This is a genomic window from Candidatus Poribacteria bacterium, from assembly GCA_026706025.1.
Lineage (GTDB): Bacteria > Poribacteria > WGA-4E > WGA-4E > WGA-3G > WGA-3G.
This window is the reverse complement of sequence record JAPOZO010000087.1, coordinates 41,722-60,627: the sequence shown is the minus strand read 5'-3', so window position 1 is coordinate 60,627 and position 18,906 is coordinate 41,722. Positions and strand designations below refer to the sequence as shown.

The following is an 18,906-nucleotide window of genomic DNA, read 5'->3' as shown; positions in this document are numbered from 1 at the left end:
CCGAAACGACTGTGACGGTTCAGACGCAGCTGCCGGTGAACCCTAAAACCGGACAAATGGAAGACCCTCGGTTTGAAAATGTTGTCGGACGGACAAGTTCTTTCCCCAACGGTTTTACAAGTATCTTCCCTATTGAAGGGCAACCCGAGGATTTCCATACAGATTATCGGAACAGGGTGCTTGAAATTATCGTACCGAAAACAGGCACCTATGATCAACTGGAATTGGAACCACCCGTCCATTATGCGAAACTTAAAGGGTAAGTTTTGACCGTTGTGTCATCATTAATGTCCAGTTAAGCATGATAGGTAAGCTGCATGTTGGATAAAAAGACGCTTGTTGCGTGGGATAAGCGTTACCTCTGGCATCCATTCACGCAGATGCAAGATTGGCTGACAGAGGATGTCGTCATCATCGAACGTGGCGAGGGATGCTATCTCATTGATATCGCCGGAAATCGGTATATTGACGGCACGGCTTCTATGTGGACGAATGTCCACGGTCACAATCACCCTGAATTGAACACGGCACTCAAAAGGCAGCTGGACAAAATTGCACACACGACGCTGCTTGGGTACAGCAATATCCCTGCGATTCAACTGGCACAAAAACTGGTGGAAATCACACCCGCCGGACTCAACAAGGTGTTTTACTCCGATAACGGTTCAACGGCTGTGGAAATCGCCTTGAAGATGGCGTATCAGTACTGGCAACATAACGGAGAAGCGCAACGGAAACTGTTTATCCATTTCGATAATGCTTACCACGGTGACACAGTAGGTGCTATGAGTGTTGGTGGCATTAAGAGTTTCCATACCACCTTTGATCCGCTCCTTTTCAAAGGTGTCCGTGTGTCCGCTCCTGAAATCTATCGTCCTTCTCGCGATGCAGACTCTGCGGTGAAAACGCGTTGGCTTAATGCGGTAGAAGATGCGCTCTCTGAAAATGCAGGGCAGGTTGCGGGTATCATTTTGGAACCGCTAATTCAGGGTGCGGGCGGTATGCTAATCGCTCCGAAAGGGTTTTTGAAAGAACTTGCGGTATTGGCAAAGCGGTGGCAAGTGCTTCTCATTGTCGATGAAGTGATGACGGGATTCGGACGCACTGGCAAAATGTGGGCATGTGAACATGAAAACGTTACGCCCGACATCTTATGTACGGCAAAAGGTCTCGCCGCGGGCTACCTTCCGCTTGCGGCAACGTTAACGACTGATGACATCTACGACACCTTCCTCGGCGAATATAGAGACCTTAAGACCTTTTTTCATGGTCACACCTTTACTGGTAACCCGTTAGCATGCGCTGTAGCATTAGAAAATATCGCTATTTTGGAGCGCGAGAATCTCCTATCTCAACTTCAACCTACCATTGAACATTTCAGAAACCGGCTTCAAGATTTCTATGCGCTTCCCCATGTCGGCGATGTGCGCGTATGTGGCTTCGCTGCAGGTGTAGAACTCATGGAAAACCCGAATACCTACACCCCTTATCCGTTTGAAGAAAAGGTAGGTATCCGGGTTTGCAAAGAGGCTCTCACACGTGGAGCGATGCTCCGACCTCTTGTGAATACTATCGTCCTAATGCCACCGTTGCAAATCACGATGTCAACGTTAGACACCCTATTAGACATCGTTTATACTTCAATCGAGAGGGTCACAAAAAAATAGGGCGGGTGTTTGAACCCGCCCTTGAACTGAACTTGGTTAGAAACCAGCACGCCCAACTGCCGTATTTTGTGCTCTATCCGTCACCTGAATGGTAATCGCGTGCCCGCCTGCGGGAAGTTCACCGGTTTCTAAGAGGAGCTGCTCGCTCTTAGAATCGAAGATACCGTCCTCGGGGAAAATAGCCTTCCAGTTCTCATCGTTATCAATTTTATAGACGGCTTTCTGGATAGGCGTAGCCATATCGGTAACCTCACAAGCGATTTTGTAAGTACCATTGCCATTAGGTGTAACTTGAATTTCACCGACAGCAGGTTGGGTATTGTCAACATCAAACGGCAGACTCACCTTGTCAGCGGATTTCGCCCAACCGACTGGATTGCTCAGTTTGTCTGTAGCGACAACTTTCACCTTATATCGTCCATCTGCGACAGTGGTGATATCCCACTCAAATTCGGCTTTGGTTAGTTCTTTTTTCAGGAGCCGCCAGTTCTCTTCAGTTACGGCTTTGTAGTAGAGTGTATACTGGAGCGTATCGGCATTTGCGTCCTCAACCTTCCAACTAATCTTCCATTTTTTAGAAGGGGCATCATCTCCACCACTGGATCCCCCACTTCCGCCGCGTGCGCCTGGCGGTGGTAAGTTCCCACCAGAAGAACGCCGCCGCGTTTCTTGATTGCCGCTGCCGCTGCCATCATCTACGGTAATCCCCGTAAATCGTGGCTCAACATTCGTCTGCACAGAAGCAAGGGTAACCTTCTTCAAGACGGGTGTTTTCGCTGCGTCAGTGGTTGAGAATTTAGCGCGCCATTGGATGTACTGTGCATCTTCATTAGGCACTTGGGAACCTTCCGCAGTGGTGAGTTCTTCCGACCAGTCATTCCATGTATCATCAGGCTTTTTAGTATTACCGGTACGCGTAGAGAAGACGATCGCGGTTCCTTCTTCTGTCTCACCCTCCCAGGAAAGTTTCCCCCAGCGGGATAGGCTCTTTGCGTCGTGAACTTTCGACTCAAGCGTTCCTTCATCAACATGATCGGTAGTAAGCGTAAAGAGTTTACCGGGATTGCCAGTTGCCAAGAAGGTTTTAGTGCTTCCATCAACCTCTTTTTGATGTATCGCGACGACTTGGTCGGCTGAACATTTACCGACTTCAACAGAATCCCCACTTATGGGATTGACGCGGTAGATTTTTCCCTCATTCCCTGTTCCGACAAGAATTTGGGATTCGCTTTCTAACACGATTGCTAAAATAAGTGGCTCCGGCGAATTCCAAATTGATATAGCAGTACCATCTGGTCGAATTTTGTAGATATTAGATTTATTCTCTTGCGGTGGTCCTCCACCGGGTGGCGGCGGTCCACTGGGTGTAGGCGGTCCGTTTGCGCCGCGTCGACCGCGTGATGGTTCTGCGGGCTGAGATGTAACGGCTGCAGCGTAGAGATTGCCTTTACTATCCAATTTAAGGGCGCGGACTTCTTTTTCATTGGCTTGATATATAACCTTTGCAGTGCCATCGCCCATAATATGGTAGATAACGCCGTTGTCCCCGCTTCCTGCATAGGAACCGTTTTCGTGGAGCAGGAGGGTCATAATATTTTTTTCTTCGGCATCAAATAGGACGCTGGATTCACCTTCTGGTGTAATTTTGTAAATCTTTCCATCGGTACCTGTTGCGGCATAAAGATTACCAGCATCATCAAACTGCAATGCCCATACATATTTGTCGCCTTCATTGAGGATAGTTGTAGGCGGTGTCGTAGCATCAGTGATTTTGTAAATCAACCCATCGGGGCCTGTCCCTGCGTAGAGGGTATCGTCGGGTCCGATAGCGAGGCTGTAAATGGTAACTTCGGGTGAATTATAATAGAGTTCAGCGGTGTCGCCATCAGCACTAATTTTATAGATTTTCCCTTCGTTCCCGGTACCCGCATAGAGGTTTCCCGCTGAATCTTCGACAAGTGCCCAGACCTGGGTCTCCTTCATTTTTGTAAAAGCATCAATTTTCAGAGACAACATAACGTCTCCTGTGCTTGTCAATGAAAGGTCTTTGGGCTTACCAGACTCAAAATCGGCGTGATTTTGCTGTTCCCACAACGAAGTTTTCACAGCGGATGCGACACCTGCGAAAATCAAAATAGTTAAAATAAGACTCCAAAAGGAGATGACACGGCGCATTGAAAATACCCTCCTATAGGGTTGCTTAGGCGAAACTTGAGGTGATATTGCAAGTCGCCAAATCTTTAAGGATTTTTAGATACGATTTTGTATTCACCGGCATAGAGACAAGAGCTATGTATCTCTACCTCGTCACCAAATATTGCAGGCAAAAGTTGGTGCCCCCACTTACTTTGTCTTTTTGGACCTTACTCGGCGTTCCTATCAACAACAAAGCGAATAATACCACTACCAAAGACGACATAGTCTGTGGATAGTTTGTCAACATGTAAAGCTGTCCCGGCAGTATATCCTGAATTGCCGACCACCTGCTTTGCAGTATTCATCACAGACATAACAGAAGGTGGTAAATTCGAGAATTCTTGACCTTGAACAGTGAGTCCGGGTTGCGGTACAGAGAGTTCAAAAATAATATTGGAATTGTTTTCCTCACGTTTCAAGAGTTCAACTAACTGGTTGATGTCTCTGTATCGGAAGTTAAATGGTGCCCGGGAACGCTGCCAAGACTCATAAAAACTCCCGTTGGAAGCGAGAAGCATAACAAGTCCATCGGGTGTATCCTTTGGAATCGTAATTGTTCCTGTCAGGACGACCGGCATTTCAAGATAAGGTTGCAGAGTTATCTCGACTGCGACAGTATCACCAGGGCGATATCGAAGTTTATCGACCCGAAGGCTTATAACTCTCGCCGTTCGGCGTTTATCCTCCACCTTAATATCAAGGTCAACCCCCTCAACCTGAACCTTTGTGTAAGTGTTGCTGTCCAACAACATTATTGGGGACATCACCGTTTGCATGATCCCAGAGGCTGGTGAGCCGCTCGAAGAAAAGACGTTTTTGTACGCCAACTCTCGAGTTGTGAGGTCAGGATGTTCTTTCAAGGTGATGGTAGCGTTCAGGTTGACCGTGTAATCGTGGAAATAGAACTCAAGCGCATCAAGAAGATAGGATGCCCCGACTCCGACATAAAGGCCAGATACTCCGCGGTCTCTTATTACCTCATAATACTTTTCGTGCTGCTTCCCATCGGTTGTTTGCACATTAACATTGACCGGAATATAACTCGGATGCTTTCCGATGATCCCGGCGATTGAGGTTTCGCGATCTTGGACTAAGGTCCCGACGAGTTGTGTCGGTGCCGCGACCTTGGAGGAGCGCGATCGGCTCGGCAAAATAAAATGGACATAACCGCCTGAAAGCGGTAGATTTACATTACCTTCCGCCGACGGTGTACCATGTCCATAAGCGAGGAGCTCATCATCTTTGACATAAGTGATAGTACCATAGCCAAAAAATGAGACATCACCCCGTACATATTCCGTCCCGATGATCTGTCCTTCCTCAACCGGCGATTCCTTAATACGACCACCACCCCCTGCTGCTTGAACAGGAGTAAAGTTGAACTTGTCAAAAATCGGTTTGACATATCGCATTAATTCTGGGTTCAGTGGTGGCATCGCGAGCGGTATGGACAACTGGGCGGATCTCGCTGGGGAAGCAGCCCTGGACATGTTCTCAAACCACACTTCATCAAAACTACGCGGGATCTGTGAGACTTTACCGTCGCGAAGCAACGATGCCCCCATATCTAAACCAGATGCTTGCACCGCAGCTGCAGCACCGAAATCAAAGAGTTGCGTGCCTTGGTAACTTAAATTGGGTTCCATCCCACGCTGTGCCACTTTAATCATCGATCCAATGGGCGTGACACCAAAGAGATTGGCATGTTCCCGCTGATTGAAATGTCCAAGCGAGAGTGCCCCTATGAGTCTACCATCAATATAGATCGGACTACCGCTCATGCCGCCTGCGACACCGGTACGTTTAAAGTTGTCGCTGAGCCCTTTACACCATACGACATGCCACCCGGGGAAATAGTTGTACTCAACGCTTACAACTTCAAAATCAAATTCTTCCACTTCTATGCCTGAAAATACAGTGTACCCCTTCCCTGTCATGCCCTGTTTCACATCGGACAACGGCATAAACTTTTCAGCATCCCACTGAATCTGCGCGTGGCTATGATATACAGCCAAGCAGAATACGACCAGAGCGCAAAGCCAAACCTTTTTCACAACGTCACTCCTCTCTGAACTATCAGAAATCTGTTTTATGTTCGCAACAATCATCTCAATCGCACATTGATTAAGACGTAGAGTCATCCAGTTGGTCTACCTGTAGCCTTCAAATCTAAGCCTCCGCTCAATAGGGGCGATATACGAGTTTTAATTTTTTAATTAGAAAGTGGCAAATTTGTTAGCATACTAAAGACCAATGAAAACGGCTCTATGTAATTTAATACTGTCAAGACATAATAGGATATTATAGCAGAATAATAAATTCGATGTCAACTTGAATTGATAAAAAACGCTAAAATCCTCTGGTCAACCAAGTCCACATTTTCAATTGTTATTTTTTCCCAGCCGTGTTATGCTTTAATGATAGAACTTACGCAAATTGCGTAAATGTAGGACATTTGGACGCAAAAAGCGGTAATTTTGATGTATTTAACCCCCTAAATCCCTCTTATCAGGGGGACTTTAACCTAAATCCCTCTTATCAGGGGACTTTAAAAAGAAATGCGTAAGTCCGAAATAAAAAAGAATTAGGAGTCGCACGCGCAGCATGCCGAACACAGCTTGTATCCTCGCGATCGACCAAGGGACAACAGGTACGACCGCCCTTCTTGTTGACATCCAAGGCAATATCGTTGCCCGAGGATACCAAGAATTTACACAATACTATCCACACCCCGGTTGGGTAGAACACGATCCAGAGGAGATATGGAACGCTACACTACAAGCCATAGACGCCCTCTTTGGAGAAACAGTACCAAACATTATCGCGCTCGGCATCGCAAATCAACGTGAAACAACACTCATCTGGAATCGAGAGACAGGTAAACCGATTCACCCTGCGATTGTGTGGCAGTGTCGGCGCACTACAGATAGGTGTAACACACTTCAGAAACAAGGACTTTCAGAAGAGATCAAGACGAAAACAGGTCTCGTCTTAGATGCCTACTTTTCGGCAACAAAAATCGCTTGGATTCTTGATAATGTTAACGGTGCGCGGGAACAAGCAGAACGCGGAGAACTCGCGTTTGGAACTGTAGATACCTGGCTCCTGTGGAAATTAACAGACGGTGCTGTTCATAAAACCGATTACACAAATGCATCGCGCACACTACTTTTCAATATTAACAATCTTTCGTGGGACGATAGTCTTTTGGAAATCTTCAATGTTCCAAAAGCTATATTGCCTGAAGTCTATCCATCCGCAAACAACTTCGGGACAGCGAGTTTCTATCGTAATTTTTGGCTTGAGACCTTCGGGAAAAATATATCTTTAGATGGCATCCCGATTACTGGCATCGCGGGGGATCAGCAAGCCGCCCTTTTCGGGCAATTGTGTACCGAACCCGGCATGGTGAAAAACACTTACGGAACCGGCTGCTTCTTGATGCTGAATACAGGTGCTAAAAAAACAGAAACGGAGACTGGACTCCTGACAACACTTGCTTGTAGTTTAGATGAAAACCCCGTTTATGCGCTGGAAGGGAGCGTATTTGTCGCGGGTGCTGCTGTCCAGTGGCTCCGAGACGGCATCCAGATTATTGAGAACGCAGCAGAAACGGGAAAGATCGCATCCAGTATCCCAGATTCAGGTGGTGTCTTCGTTGTTCCTGCGTTTACTGGACTCGGTGCCCCGTATTGGGAGGCTGAGGCACGCGGTGCAATCCTCGGTTTAACACGCGGGAGCACTCGTGCAGAGATCATCCGTGCCACTTTAGAATCAATCGCTTATCAATCCGCAGATGTCGTCACTGCGATGTTGACAGATGCAGACATGACGATTGATCGTTTGCGTGTTGACGGCGGAGCAACAGCGAATGATTTTCTTATGCAGTTCCAAGCAGATATTCTGGGGATAGATGTAGAACGTCCCGCGCAAATCGAGACAACAGGACTGGGTGCGGCGTACCTCGCTGGTATTACAACCGGAATGTGGAACGATATCGCTGAACTGGAGAGGTATCGATCTACACAAGCGACACCCGCAGACGCGGTTTCTACAGCCTGCGTCTTTTCACCACAGATTGACCCAAACGAACGGAATCAGAAACTCACGCAGTGGAAAAAGGCAGTGAAACGTGTGATGGGTTAAAATGCGACTCCAATGGAAGTATTCCCTTGTTATCAACCTCTCCGTAATAGCAGTCTTAGTGGCATTTTACTTTTTCGACAGTATTCGTGTCCGAAGTGAAATGAATGCCCTTCACGCCTTGGGGGCAGAACGCGGTGCGGAACTGAAGAAAATCACTGAAAACACAATCCTTGATGCGATTACGAGAGAAATCGAAACAACAAAAGTATTTGACGCGAACCGGCTGGACTATGTGCTTACTGAACTCAAGCAGGCACACCCGGACATGCAAGATGTGCTAAACGTCCATATCTCCGTAAACAACACCCGTATTCGCTCGAGCCTACTTACGGGTGAAGATGCTGGCGACATAAATCTTGACACAGCGGACCTTAAACAAATCGAGGCAAAAGGCGCGACGGTCCACGCTGTTGAGGGACAAAATGCAACGGCTATTGTTATTAAGTATACTGCCGTTTTGACGGCACCAAAGCCGATAGAGTTAGATCCGCGCGACTTCGCATATGTCCCAACACTTGATGAAGGGCGGATGCCGCATAAGGTTTGGTGGAGAGCCTTTGGTGAAAACACCTATGTGCCAGAAGGACTGGTCCTTGTGATACCAGAAGAGAAAGGTAGACGCTGGCGAATTACCGACCAAGAGAGAGGCGTTTTTTATAATCTATGGAAGCAAGATGAGATCCTGTGGATTCGGAAAGCGTTAACTGGCTACATACAGGTGCTTTTTGATGTGCCTTATATTGATAGATCAATCCGAAATTCATTGTTGATGCACGCGATACTGATCGTGATTGTCGGGGCACTCCTCGTAATTCTGATCGACTTAACGACGAATCACTTGATTATGAAGCCGTTAGAACGGATGACCCATATTATTCAGAGCGCAGAAAGTGGCGATTTATCTCTTGACCAGACTTACTCCTCGGATGAAATCGGAAGGGCAACCCATAACCTCGTCCGAATGCTGTGGCAATTGCGAGATTCTCACTCAAAAAGGATTGCTGCCTTAGGTCAATTTGCGGCTGGTGTGGCACACGAAATTCGGAACCCACTTAATTCAATTGGAATGACTGCCCAGCACCTGAAATCTGTTTTCTCACAACGAAAGGTGAACCCCGATGATATTGAGGAAGCGAAAGAACTTTTAGAGATCGTTGATAAAAAAATAGGGGAATTAAAGCAAACTTCAGAGCAGTTCCTCACCCTAAATCGACCGAGAAAATTGAATATAGAACCGGTAAACCTCAATGCCCTTGTAGAGCAGGTTTTATCGGAATTCGCACTCGTTACCGAAGGAGCCGAGGTACAGGTAATTAAAAGCTATAACGAAAACTTACCGGATGTCCCATTGGATACAGCGCTAATGCGGCAAACCATCTTCAACTTTGTGCAAAACAGTATCCAAGCAATGCCGAAGGGCGGTAGCATTTACATCACCACCTTAATTGAGGAAATAGAGGACGAGATGAACCAAGCAGTAATCGAAATTCGAGATACCGGTATCGGTATTCCAGAAGAAATTCAGGAACAGATTTACGATGCTTATTTTACAACGAAAGACGCTACCGGTGGCATAGGACTCGGACTTGCGATTTCGCACCAGATCATTACTGCGCATAAAGGTAAGATCGAAGTCAGAAGCAAAATAGGAATGGGAACTGCTTTTAAAATCAGTCTTCCACTTAATGAGAATAAACTCTCATAGGACTTACGCAATTTTGATTTTAGCGCATACTGTTAAGTAGGGTGCTTAGAAAAAACACAGACGGTCTCTTGGCACAGGAGACCAACGGTTTCCTATGCTACAAAAGAGCAGCATGCGTAAGTCCTATCCCATAAATTTACGGGTTCAAATGAGGAGAACCAAACGATGGCATCAATACTAATCGTAGACGACGACCAGGCACAACTGACAATCCTACAGCGTATCTTGAAACGTGAAGGGTACACGGTTGAAATCGTTGGAGACAGCAAAGCCGCGCTTGAGAGCTTAGAGAAACAGATGTTTGATCTCGTTATCAGTGATATGTGGATGTCTTCACGGTTTGAAGGTCGAGATCTGCTTCGGGAAATAAAGCGCACTGACCCAGATCTACCGGTTCTTATCATGACAGCGTACGCCGAATTGAATGATGCTGTGAATCTTGTGGCACATGAAGGTGCGTTTTACTACCTCGAAAAACCGATTCAGCTTGATGTTCTGAAACGGGAAGTGAAGCATGCCTTACAGACTCGCGGCGCGCTCGGAGAGCCTGAAAGCGAGACCGATGATCCAACCCCTGACATTCAGATTGATGAGATTGTGGGTGAAAGCGAGCAAATGCAGGAGCTTTTCAAAAAGATGGCTCGGATTTTGCATCGCGGTGTCACGCAAGTGCTCATCACAGGAGAAACTGGTTCTGGGAAAAGTTTAATCGCACGGGCACTTCACAAGCATGGTCTTAGGAAAGGCAAACCTTTCATCGCAGTTAATTGTGGTGCGATTCCAGATACGCTGATTGAAAGTGAACTCTTTGGTCACGAAAAGGGGGCGTTTACAGATGCCGCGCATCAAAAGAAAGGGTTGTTTGAAGTCGCAAACGAAGGGATACTCTTCCTTGACGAGATCGGCGATCTCCCGACGCAGACACAGAGCAAACTCTTACATGTCTTAGAAGAACGCGAGATACGCCGAATCGGTGGAACTCAGAACATTAAAGTGGATGTTTGTGTGATCGCCGCCACGAATAAGAACTTAATTCAAGCCGTCCGAGATGGGGCATTCCGTGACGATCTCTATTTTCGCCTGAATGTGATTCCGCTTCACGTCCCGCCACTTCGGGAACACCCTGAGGATATTCCAATGCTCGTGAATTTCCTCATCCAGAAGTTCAGCAATGAATACGCGGAGGCGTTACCAAAGCAAGTTACACCGCAGGCGATGTCAGCACTCCGGCGTTATGAGTGGCCCGGCAACATTCGGCAATTAGAAAATTACCTCCGCAGGATCTTTGTGCTTTCAGAAAATGAAGTGATCGACAAAGATGAATTGCCTCCGGAAATTTTAGATACATCACTGCCTACGACCGATGTTGAGTTCGATATACCGGAAGAAGGGGTCTCACTTGAGGAAATTATTAAGGAATATGTGTGCACGGCATTGACAAGAAGCAATGGAAACCAGATTCAAGCGGCGAAACTGCTCGGTATCTCACGTCGCAAACTCCAGCACCGGATGCAGAAATATGAACTCCAGAGCCAAGATTTCAAAACAGAAGCGTAGATAGAGATACATGCAGCACTAATATCGTAGGGTCTGGGTATCAATTTCCTGTGCCCACCGATCAATGCCGCCGATCAGACTCTTCACGGATTTAAAACCGAGTTGTTGCAAAAGAAATGCTGCATCAAGCCCCCGCATGCCCCAGTGGCAATACACCACCACCTCAACGCCTGGCGTAATTTCCCTAAACCGTCTCGGTAACTCGCCGAAAGGCATCAACATAGCTCCGTCAATATGAACCATCTCATACTCCCATTTCTCCCGCACATCCAACAAAATGAACGGTTTATCTTCGTTCATCATCTCTTTAAGTTGCGTCGGTGTGATCGTGTACGTATCAGCGTCTAACGGTAGAATCGCTTCAACTACACTTGGTGCAGCCTTCGGCAAGTCCCGTCTCTGCAAATTTCTTATATACCGTCGTCGTATTTTTTTGAGTGCTTTTCTGATATATTTCAACATCTTCTTATCTGTTTTTTAAATTGGAGAGTTTCATGGCGTTTGAAAAACCGCTTTCACACCGAAATCTAAAATATAGTTTATCCATACAGAAGCGACATTATATCTTTAGAAACGCATCGTAACACCCAAGGTCGGAACGATTGGAAAGAGGGGTTCTTCCTCAATAGCACACTCAATAGTACCCGTTTCCTCATTGCGTACTTCACTAAAGGCGTACTGATCCAGATTTCTATGGTTATATAGGTTCAAAATCTGGAAGTACCAAGATAACTCCCATCGCCGATAAGGGTTTCGCTTGGTGATACGAAAATCAAGACTATGGTAAGCAGGCATCCGCGCTGAATGCGTATCCCCAAATTGTCGGTCGCAGGCAATGCCGCCATCAGGTAGCCGGACTTCCGTGTGAATAAGTGGTGTCCGCGGTTCACCAGTATGGAAACGCCAACTGAGATAGAGATGCCAGAGCGGAGCAAACTGATAGTTACTACTAACGGCGAAAGAGTGGCGCCTGTCATACTGGCGAAAAATAGTTTCACCACCAGCGATCTCTTCCGCGATGCCATAAGCGTACCCGAGCGTCCACGCCAACCGATCTGAAACCGTATGCGTCATGAACACATCGAAACCTTTAGCGTCCCCAGACTCTGGTGCGGCGAAAATCTGATTTTGTCGTCCAAACTCGCGAAGCCGTCCAACAAGATTATCAAATGTATTGTAATACCCCTCCACACGCACCAAAAAATTATGGGTAGGGGTATATTCAGCACCGATAACGTAATGCACGGCTTGTTCCGCGCGTCCAACGGTCTGAATACCGTCCTCTACAGGCACACCCATTAGGCTAACCGGTTGGTGGTAAAGTCCCCACGCGCCCCGTAGGACTAAGTTATTCACAGGTTTTACTGCCAGTGCAACCCGCGGTCCAATTTCATAACGCTGAATGCCGGTTTCACGATACTGTTGGTAAACAAAATGCGCACCAACATTGAGAGCAAGTTTAGGGTGGAGTTGCCACTCATCCTGCAAGAAAGCACTGATGTCGCTCCCACTATTGTCAACATCAACGAGAATAGGTTTATAGATGTTTACACCTGCTTGCCGTTCTTGAACATCGTATTGATATTGAGCAGTTAACCACTGCCACTTCACGCCGCTCCGGAATGTGTGTGCGTCAAAAAGGCTTGCAGTGAACTCCGCTTTTGTCCCCAAGAATCGGAAGTCTCGGTTATCAATATCAGCCTTCCCAGTCATTCTATCTTGCGTGGAAGTACCAGCGAAAACGAAAAAATCTGTCCAGTGTGAACCACCAAAGGTATGCCGCCACTTCGCCCAAAGGGTTGAGTTATCGTATTGGGAATCCAAGTTATTATCTATATCCTCTAAGCGAATCCGATTTTTGTCCCAACCGTATAATCCATTAAGCGTGACCGTATCTGCCTGTGTGACCTGATATGTGAATTTACTGTAGACATCGGCATACTGCGGTTTATAGTCCTCGTCAATATCCATAAGGGCAAGAATTAAATCAATATACCCGCGGCGGGCTGATAGGAGCCACCCGCCGTTCTCAAAGAGCGGTCCTTCTAAAGTAGCAGTCGCGTTAATCAGATCTACGCCAAAATTAGCGGAGAATTGCTCGGTATTTGGAGATCTCGCCGTGATGTCAAAGACACCAGACATCTTTTCACCATATTCCGCGGGGAATCCACCTATGAGCAGCTGCGTGTTCTGAACGAGTTCGAGTCCGATGAGCGAAACCGCACCACCGAAGTCTTGAAGATGATAAGGGTTATAGAGCTCCATGCCGTCTAATCTGACAGCAATATCATCTTTTTCTCCGCCGCGAACGCTGAATCGCGCGCTATAATCGCTTGAAACAACCCCTGGAAAGACGTGTCCGGCACGCATCACATCGTTGTCAATCAACGGAAAACGCTCAATTTCCTGTTTAGATAGGGAGATTCTTGCTGAAGTGCCGTCATAAATCGTAAAGCGACCGGGGGTTACAACAATTTTTTCCAGCTCTACAGGCGCGGTTCCCTCTTCAGCGAAAGTTGCAAACAGACCCGTTAATCCAAAAAACAGCGCGGAAAAGATTAGGTATATCGGCTTCCGAAGGTTAAAGCTAAACATCCAGCTGCACCTCAGCGTATAGTTTATCTGCTTTTATATGGCTATTATAGCACACTTTGGCTGTTGCAGTCAAATATGTACGATAACGTGAGTTTGGTAATTAAAAATGCGAATGAAGTTTCCGTAGGTTGGTTGAGCAGTGAAGACCAAGATCGCTGTATTTATAGCAGAAATCTCGCTTTCCCATGAATCGTTGATAGACATAGATATAGCGAAACCCAACAAACAAATCACGTAGGATTAATTCTAAGTTCCGCTATAGTTCATGAAAGGCGCAGTTCCCAATATACAGTAAATGACCCTCCTATACCAATTTTCCGACAGAGCCATTCAATTTTAAGAAATTATTGGATTTCACGTCTTTTTTTTAAGATCCGGTGCGGTTCGGAAACCCCACTTACCGTGCCTGGTGGTGAAGATTCGCTCGGCAAATGGAGAATTGAATGGCTCTGAATTTTCCGACTAAAAACATTGACACCGACAGTTCCTGTATGCTAAACTATACATCAAATTGAGTGACACAGAAGGAGTAAAATATGGGTCTAATAAAATGGCAATATATGCCCTTATTATACGCGTTTCTTATTTTTTTAAGAACCAGTATCTGTTTCGCCGCTGACGGATTTGAGTATCTGCCCGATGAATCGACGCTCGGCTTGTGGCACTTTGATGGTGATGATATTGTAGACATCTCCGATAACAAAGTCAAAGGCGAGGTAGAAGGAAAAGCGGCATGGGATGCAAATCAAGATTGGAACAAAGAAAACAAAGCAGGAAAATCGTTTGTTTTTGATGGAAATACCGTGATTTCGCTCGGCGAAGCAGATGTCCTGATACCGAAAGTTGAGATTACGATTGAAGCCTGGGTCTATCCCGAAGACTTGACTGGATGGCGCCTCATCTTCACAAACTGGGATGGACCGCCGGGTGCCTATCATTTAGGTGTTCAGAACGGGATCACCAAATTCCACATTAACACGGAAAAGGGAACCGCGTTCGCTGGTGCGACAGATGCGTTAGAATTAGAGCAGTGGCAGCACGTCGCTGGCACCTATGACTCCAAACAGATCAAACTCTATATTGACGGCAAAGAGGTCGGTTCAACGAACCATGGCGGTAAATTCGCAGGTGCAGCAGGGTTTGATGTTATCATCGGAAGCAAGAATACCCGTCAATTTAAGTGGCTCGGATTAATGGATGAAGTCCGAATCAGCGATATTGCAAGAGAGGCTGATGTCCTGAGCCCAAATTTGGATGCGCCACAGGCAGTCGAGTTTTCCGAATTCACATTGCCGACTTTCTGGGGGCACCTTAAACAATAAGCAGTCAGGAAGCTGCTTCTTGGAAATTTTGTGGATGTCAGAAATTCATTATGAAAGAAGAAATCAAATCTGTATTAACGCGCGGCACTACCTTTCTACTTAGGCAACAGTGCGAAGACGGAAATTTTGAGGGGCAACTCTCGTCAAGTACGTTTCCGAGCTGCGCGTATGCTTGGATACAACTCGCACGCGGCGAAACGCCTGAACTTGCGTTAATCGAATGGTTCAGAGCAAACCAGAACAATGATGACAGATGGGGATTGGATATTGCCAACATATCAAACGCAGAAGCAACGCGATTCACCCAAATCATTCTAAAACAAGTTCACCAACGCGCCCCAGACGCATCACTCCAAAAACTATTAGCATCTATCCCGAAATTGCCGCCACACCTCGCCTTGGTCAACTTGGCTTACGCGGCTTTCGGCGAATTTGACTGGAACGAACTTACCTTCTCAGAAAATGCCCTGCCGCTTATGAAATTAGCAAGGCAATTGACAAAAATCCCGCTGCTTGGCAGTCGATTGAAACCACCGAGGCATCGGCTGCCACCTGTCGCGCTGTTCAATACCACAATGTTTGAGGCACTGTTCATTGCTGAACAACACACACTTGTGCCTGTTTTCATCCTCATCGAATTGAATACCGCAAAACGTCCTGAAATGATAACGTCCCTTGTTGCATGGCTGAAAGCACACGTTCTCAGCGATGGCAGTTGGTTTCGAGTAAACTATATTACTGCCCTTTCGGTCTTGGCACTCATTGAACTTCAGGAAAAATGGGAAACTGATGAAGAAATCGGAGAATTCATTGAACGCGGGATTGCCTGGCTCGATAAGACCCAAAATCCTGATGGTGGATGTCGAGAGGCGTTAAATCTCAATGTTTGGGATACAGCGTTGAGTATCATTGCCCTAACAGAAGTGCATCCCATAGACGCGAAAAACTCACCTATCAACGACGCCCTTAGGGACAAAGTAACACACGCTGCACAATGGCTTGTCGAACATCAAAATATGGATGGTGGGTGGGCATTTTCTGGACTCCGCGACAGCACCCTTCCAAGTGACGCGGATGATACTGCCCTCGGAACGCTTGCCCTGATACGCGCTCTCGGTGTTGATACTTCCGAGGATCAACAGATGCCACATGCTGCTATTCGCCGCGGGATTACATGGTTAAAGACGCAACAGGTACGCGATGGAAGTTGGAGCACATATCAGCCCGGACAAGGAGACGTTGGATGCGTCAGTATCACAGCGCATGCCATTGAAGCACTGATTGCTTTTCATGACTGCGACATTACGGATAAACCGAATGTCCAAACCGAGATACAGGGCGGTATCAATTGGCTGCGTCGTCAAATTCATCGAGATGGCTATTGGCGAGACCTCTGGTTAGCAAAAGACACATACGGCACGGCGTGTGCTATTACGGCACTTGTAAAAGCCGGTCTGAAAAACGTAGCAGAAGTTCATAGTGGTGTTGAATGGTTAGAACGTAGCCAAAATGCCGATGGCGGGTGGGGCGAAGATATGTTCGGAAATCCGACCGAAAGTACAGTGGAGCAGACGGCATGGAGTACTTATGCCCTTCTCCAAGTGAACCCGGAAAATCGTGCAGCGCAAAACGGCATACAATTTCTACTCGAACATCAGCGGGAAGACGGCTCCTGGCAAGAGCAGTGCGTCGGTATCTATTGGGAGTTTATTGGCGGATATGCGGACCCGATTAATGCGTCCGTTTTTCCGATGCTGGCTCTGAATCAGTTCGCGCAAACTCCATCTTAGGTCGCGCATAGCAATGTCCCAGAAAATAACAATTATCATTCCAGTTCTGAACGAAGCGAAGATTCTGGAGAAGACGCTGTCTCAACTTCAGTCTGAATTAGGACATCACGAACTCATCATCGTAGACGGTGGAAGCACTGATGGCTCGGTTCCTATTGCGGAGAAGTATGGAAAGGTGGTTACATCTGCGCGAGGACGCGCGAAGCAGTTAAATGCAGGTGCAGCCGCTGCATCAGGCGACATTCTCATCTTTCTACACGCAGATATTTGGCTCGAGCCGGGGGCATTGGCAGCAGTAGAAACGGCACTCTCTTCGGGCTACATCGGGGGCGGGTTTCGTCAAAAAATTGATGGGAACAACATTCTCTATCGTGCGATTGAGATAGCAGGAAACATCCGAGGGAAACATCTGAAGGTGTTTTATGGCGATAGCGGTATCTTTCTAAGGCGTGCCGATTTCGAGAAGATCGGTGGCTTCCGTGAGATTCCGATTTTGGAAGAGATGGAATTTTCGAGGGATTTGCGTAAACTCGGCAAAACAACCCTTGTTATCCCTCATATCCATATTTCTGCGCGGCGATGGGAAACGAAAGGGATTGTGCGCACCACAGTAAACAACTGGCTGATAACGTTTCTCTATTTCCTTAAATTCTCACCGGAACAGCTTGCCAAACTCTATCAACATATCCGATAGAAAAAGAAAAAAGGGAACTTCCTGGGCTGCCTCGGCGGCAGTTCGGAAATTCCCTATAGAAGATGTCGGCTAACTTATTACTATTCCGACACTGGCATACCTGAAATTAGCGAGTCTGCTTAATGGTACCCCAAGTTGTCGCCAACTTGTTCTTGGCTTCAACATCAAAGGTGCCATTCTCTGCGAGCCAGTTGTTGATGAATTCAGCAACACCGATACCGCGGATGTCGGTATTTCCAGGCCATTCGGGTTTAGCGGCTTGCCACATCGCGGCGATCATGCCGGTTCCGTCTCCACCCGGTGACTTGCTAATAGCAACTGCTGGGTCAGCGTTACTTTTGTCAGCCTCCCCGAAAATCACGAGATCCCAATCTGAACCTTTAAACTGCTCTACGTGCCAAGGACGATCAGAATTGAATGCCTCCATTGATGGCATAACCTTTTTCCCGAGGTCTGTCGGTTTCATAGCACCAACGCGTGCCCCAAAGCTGAGTCCATCAATATCAAAGACATTGGCAGCCCCCGTAGGACCGTTATTCGGACTGCGGACACCGCCTTCGTAACTCATATAGAAGATCCAGTCTGCGACGTTAATAACGACATTACCGGCTTCAACAAAGTTCTCAACATTGGATCCATCTGCATCCTTATTCGGGAACTCATAAAGCCCACTTGGACAGGTTCCACAGGCAAGGATGATAACATCTTGCTGTCCGTTATCGGTATGTTCCTTGGTCCACTTAGCGAGCGGGGAATTGTCTCCCACTTCATCGCCATCACCGAAATCTTCTATACTGTTAAAGAGTGCTTTGACACCTGGGTCATCTTTAATGACCTTGACGTTCTCTTGGACGGCTTTATCGGAAATCCAACCCGGGTTGGTAGGCCCCGAGTAAAAAGCCAAATCGTTGGCTGAAACCATAGTTACAAAGCTGAAGAGAACTAAGAGCGTTATACCGAAATAAATCTTTCTCATGATGTGCAATACCTCCTTTTGGGTTGCCATGAGTATGTTACTTATTGCTGGAATGGCACATTAGAACACCACCCCAGATATTGACAAAGGAGCTGCCAGAAAAACAACTCGCGACCGGATTCAATTTTACCTCAGGTTGTCACTACCTTACCCTGAGCATATAATCGTTCCGGTAGGACGTTTATGTCACTTCACTTGCGCAAAGTATACCTTAAAAGGCAAAATGAAGTCAATACTTTTTTTGAAAATTGTAAAGAT

Annotated in this window: 12 protein-coding genes; 7 read left to right on the top strand and 5 right to left on the bottom strand. The window is 46.9% G+C overall.

Annotated features, from left to right (window positions below; genetic code table 11):
* Window positions 1-317: 317 nt before the first annotated feature.
* Window positions 318-1,667, top strand: a complete 1,350-nt coding sequence (gene bioA / locus OXH00_22060; GenBank protein ID MCY3743709.1) for an adenosylmethionine--8-amino-7-oxononanoate transaminase — start codon at window positions 318-320, stop codon at window positions 1,665-1,667.
* Between the two features lie 36 nt (window positions 1,668-1,703).
* Here bioA and OXH00_22055 read toward each other — a convergent pair whose 3' ends face one another.
* Entirely contained in the window at window positions 1,704-3,842 is a 2,139-nt protein-coding gene (locus OXH00_22055) for a hypothetical protein (protein MCY3743708.1), read from the bottom strand.
* A 188-nt stretch (window positions 3,843-4,030) separates the two neighbouring features.
* Window positions 4,031-5,917 carry a hypothetical protein gene (locus tag OXH00_22050; GenBank protein MCY3743707.1) on the bottom strand — a complete coding sequence of 629 codons (1,887 nt, stop codon included), beginning with the start codon at window positions 5,915-5,917 and terminating at the stop codon, window positions 4,031-4,033.
* 550 nt (window positions 5,918-6,467) lie between these two features.
* On the opposite strand from OXH00_22050, the gene glpK reads away from it, so the two are divergent.
* The 3 genes from glpK (at window position 6,468) to OXH00_22035 (ending at window position 11,271) form a co-directional block, all read left to right on the top strand.
* Window positions 6,468-8,009, top strand: a complete 1,542-nt coding sequence (glpK, locus tag OXH00_22045) for a glycerol kinase GlpK (GenBank protein MCY3743706.1) — start codon at window positions 6,468-6,470, stop codon at window positions 8,007-8,009.
* A gap of 1 nt (window position 8,010) precedes the next feature.
* Window positions 8,011-9,714, top strand: coding sequence for an ATP-binding protein (locus OXH00_22040; GenBank protein ID MCY3743705.1), 1,704 nt, complete (start codon window positions 8,011-8,013; stop codon window positions 9,712-9,714).
* Window positions 9,715-9,879: 165 nt separating this feature from the next.
* Window positions 9,880-11,271 carry a sigma-54 dependent transcriptional regulator gene (locus tag OXH00_22035; protein ID MCY3743704.1) on the top strand — a complete coding sequence of 464 codons (1,392 nt, stop codon included), beginning with the start codon at window positions 9,880-9,882 and terminating at the stop codon, window positions 11,269-11,271.
* An 18-nt stretch (window positions 11,272-11,289) separates the two neighbouring features.
* On the opposite strand, the gene OXH00_22030 is transcribed toward OXH00_22035, so the two are convergent.
* A complete protein-coding gene (locus OXH00_22030) occupies window positions 11,290-11,661 on the bottom strand; it encodes a rhodanese-like domain-containing protein (protein ID MCY3743703.1) in 372 nt (123 codons plus the stop codon).
* Window positions 11,662-11,838: 177 nt separating this feature from the next.
* Window positions 11,839-13,866: a TonB-dependent receptor plug domain-containing protein gene (locus OXH00_22025; protein ID MCY3743702.1), complete on the bottom strand. Its 2,028-nt coding sequence runs from the start codon at window positions 13,864-13,866 to the stop codon at window positions 11,839-11,841.
* Window positions 13,867-14,402: 536 nt separating this feature from the next.
* Between OXH00_22025 and OXH00_22020 the strand changes: the two genes are divergently transcribed.
* Genes OXH00_22020 through OXH00_22010 form a run of 3 tightly spaced genes read left to right on the top strand, consistent with a single transcriptional unit; the run spans window position 14,403 to window position 17,672 of the window.
* Window positions 14,403-15,188, top strand: a complete 786-nt coding sequence (locus OXH00_22020; GenBank protein ID MCY3743701.1) for a LamG domain-containing protein — start codon at window positions 14,403-14,405, stop codon at window positions 15,186-15,188.
* A 50-nt stretch (window positions 15,189-15,238) separates the two neighbouring features.
* Window positions 15,239-16,978: a hypothetical protein gene (locus tag OXH00_22015; protein MCY3743700.1), complete on the top strand. Its 1,740-nt coding sequence runs from the start codon at window positions 15,239-15,241 to the stop codon at window positions 16,976-16,978.
* Between the two features lie 13 nt (window positions 16,979-16,991).
* Window positions 16,992-17,672 (top strand): TIGR04283 family arsenosugar biosynthesis glycosyltransferase, encoded by a 681-nt coding sequence (locus OXH00_22010; GenBank protein ID MCY3743699.1) that lies wholly within the window; start codon window positions 16,992-16,994, stop codon window positions 17,670-17,672.
* Between the two features lie 106 nt (window positions 17,673-17,778).
* Here OXH00_22010 and OXH00_22005 read toward each other — a convergent pair whose 3' ends face one another.
* Window positions 17,779-18,648: a hypothetical protein gene (locus tag OXH00_22005; protein MCY3743698.1), complete on the bottom strand. Its 870-nt coding sequence runs from the start codon at window positions 18,646-18,648 to the stop codon at window positions 17,779-17,781.
* Window positions 18,649-18,906 lie beyond the last annotated feature (258 nt).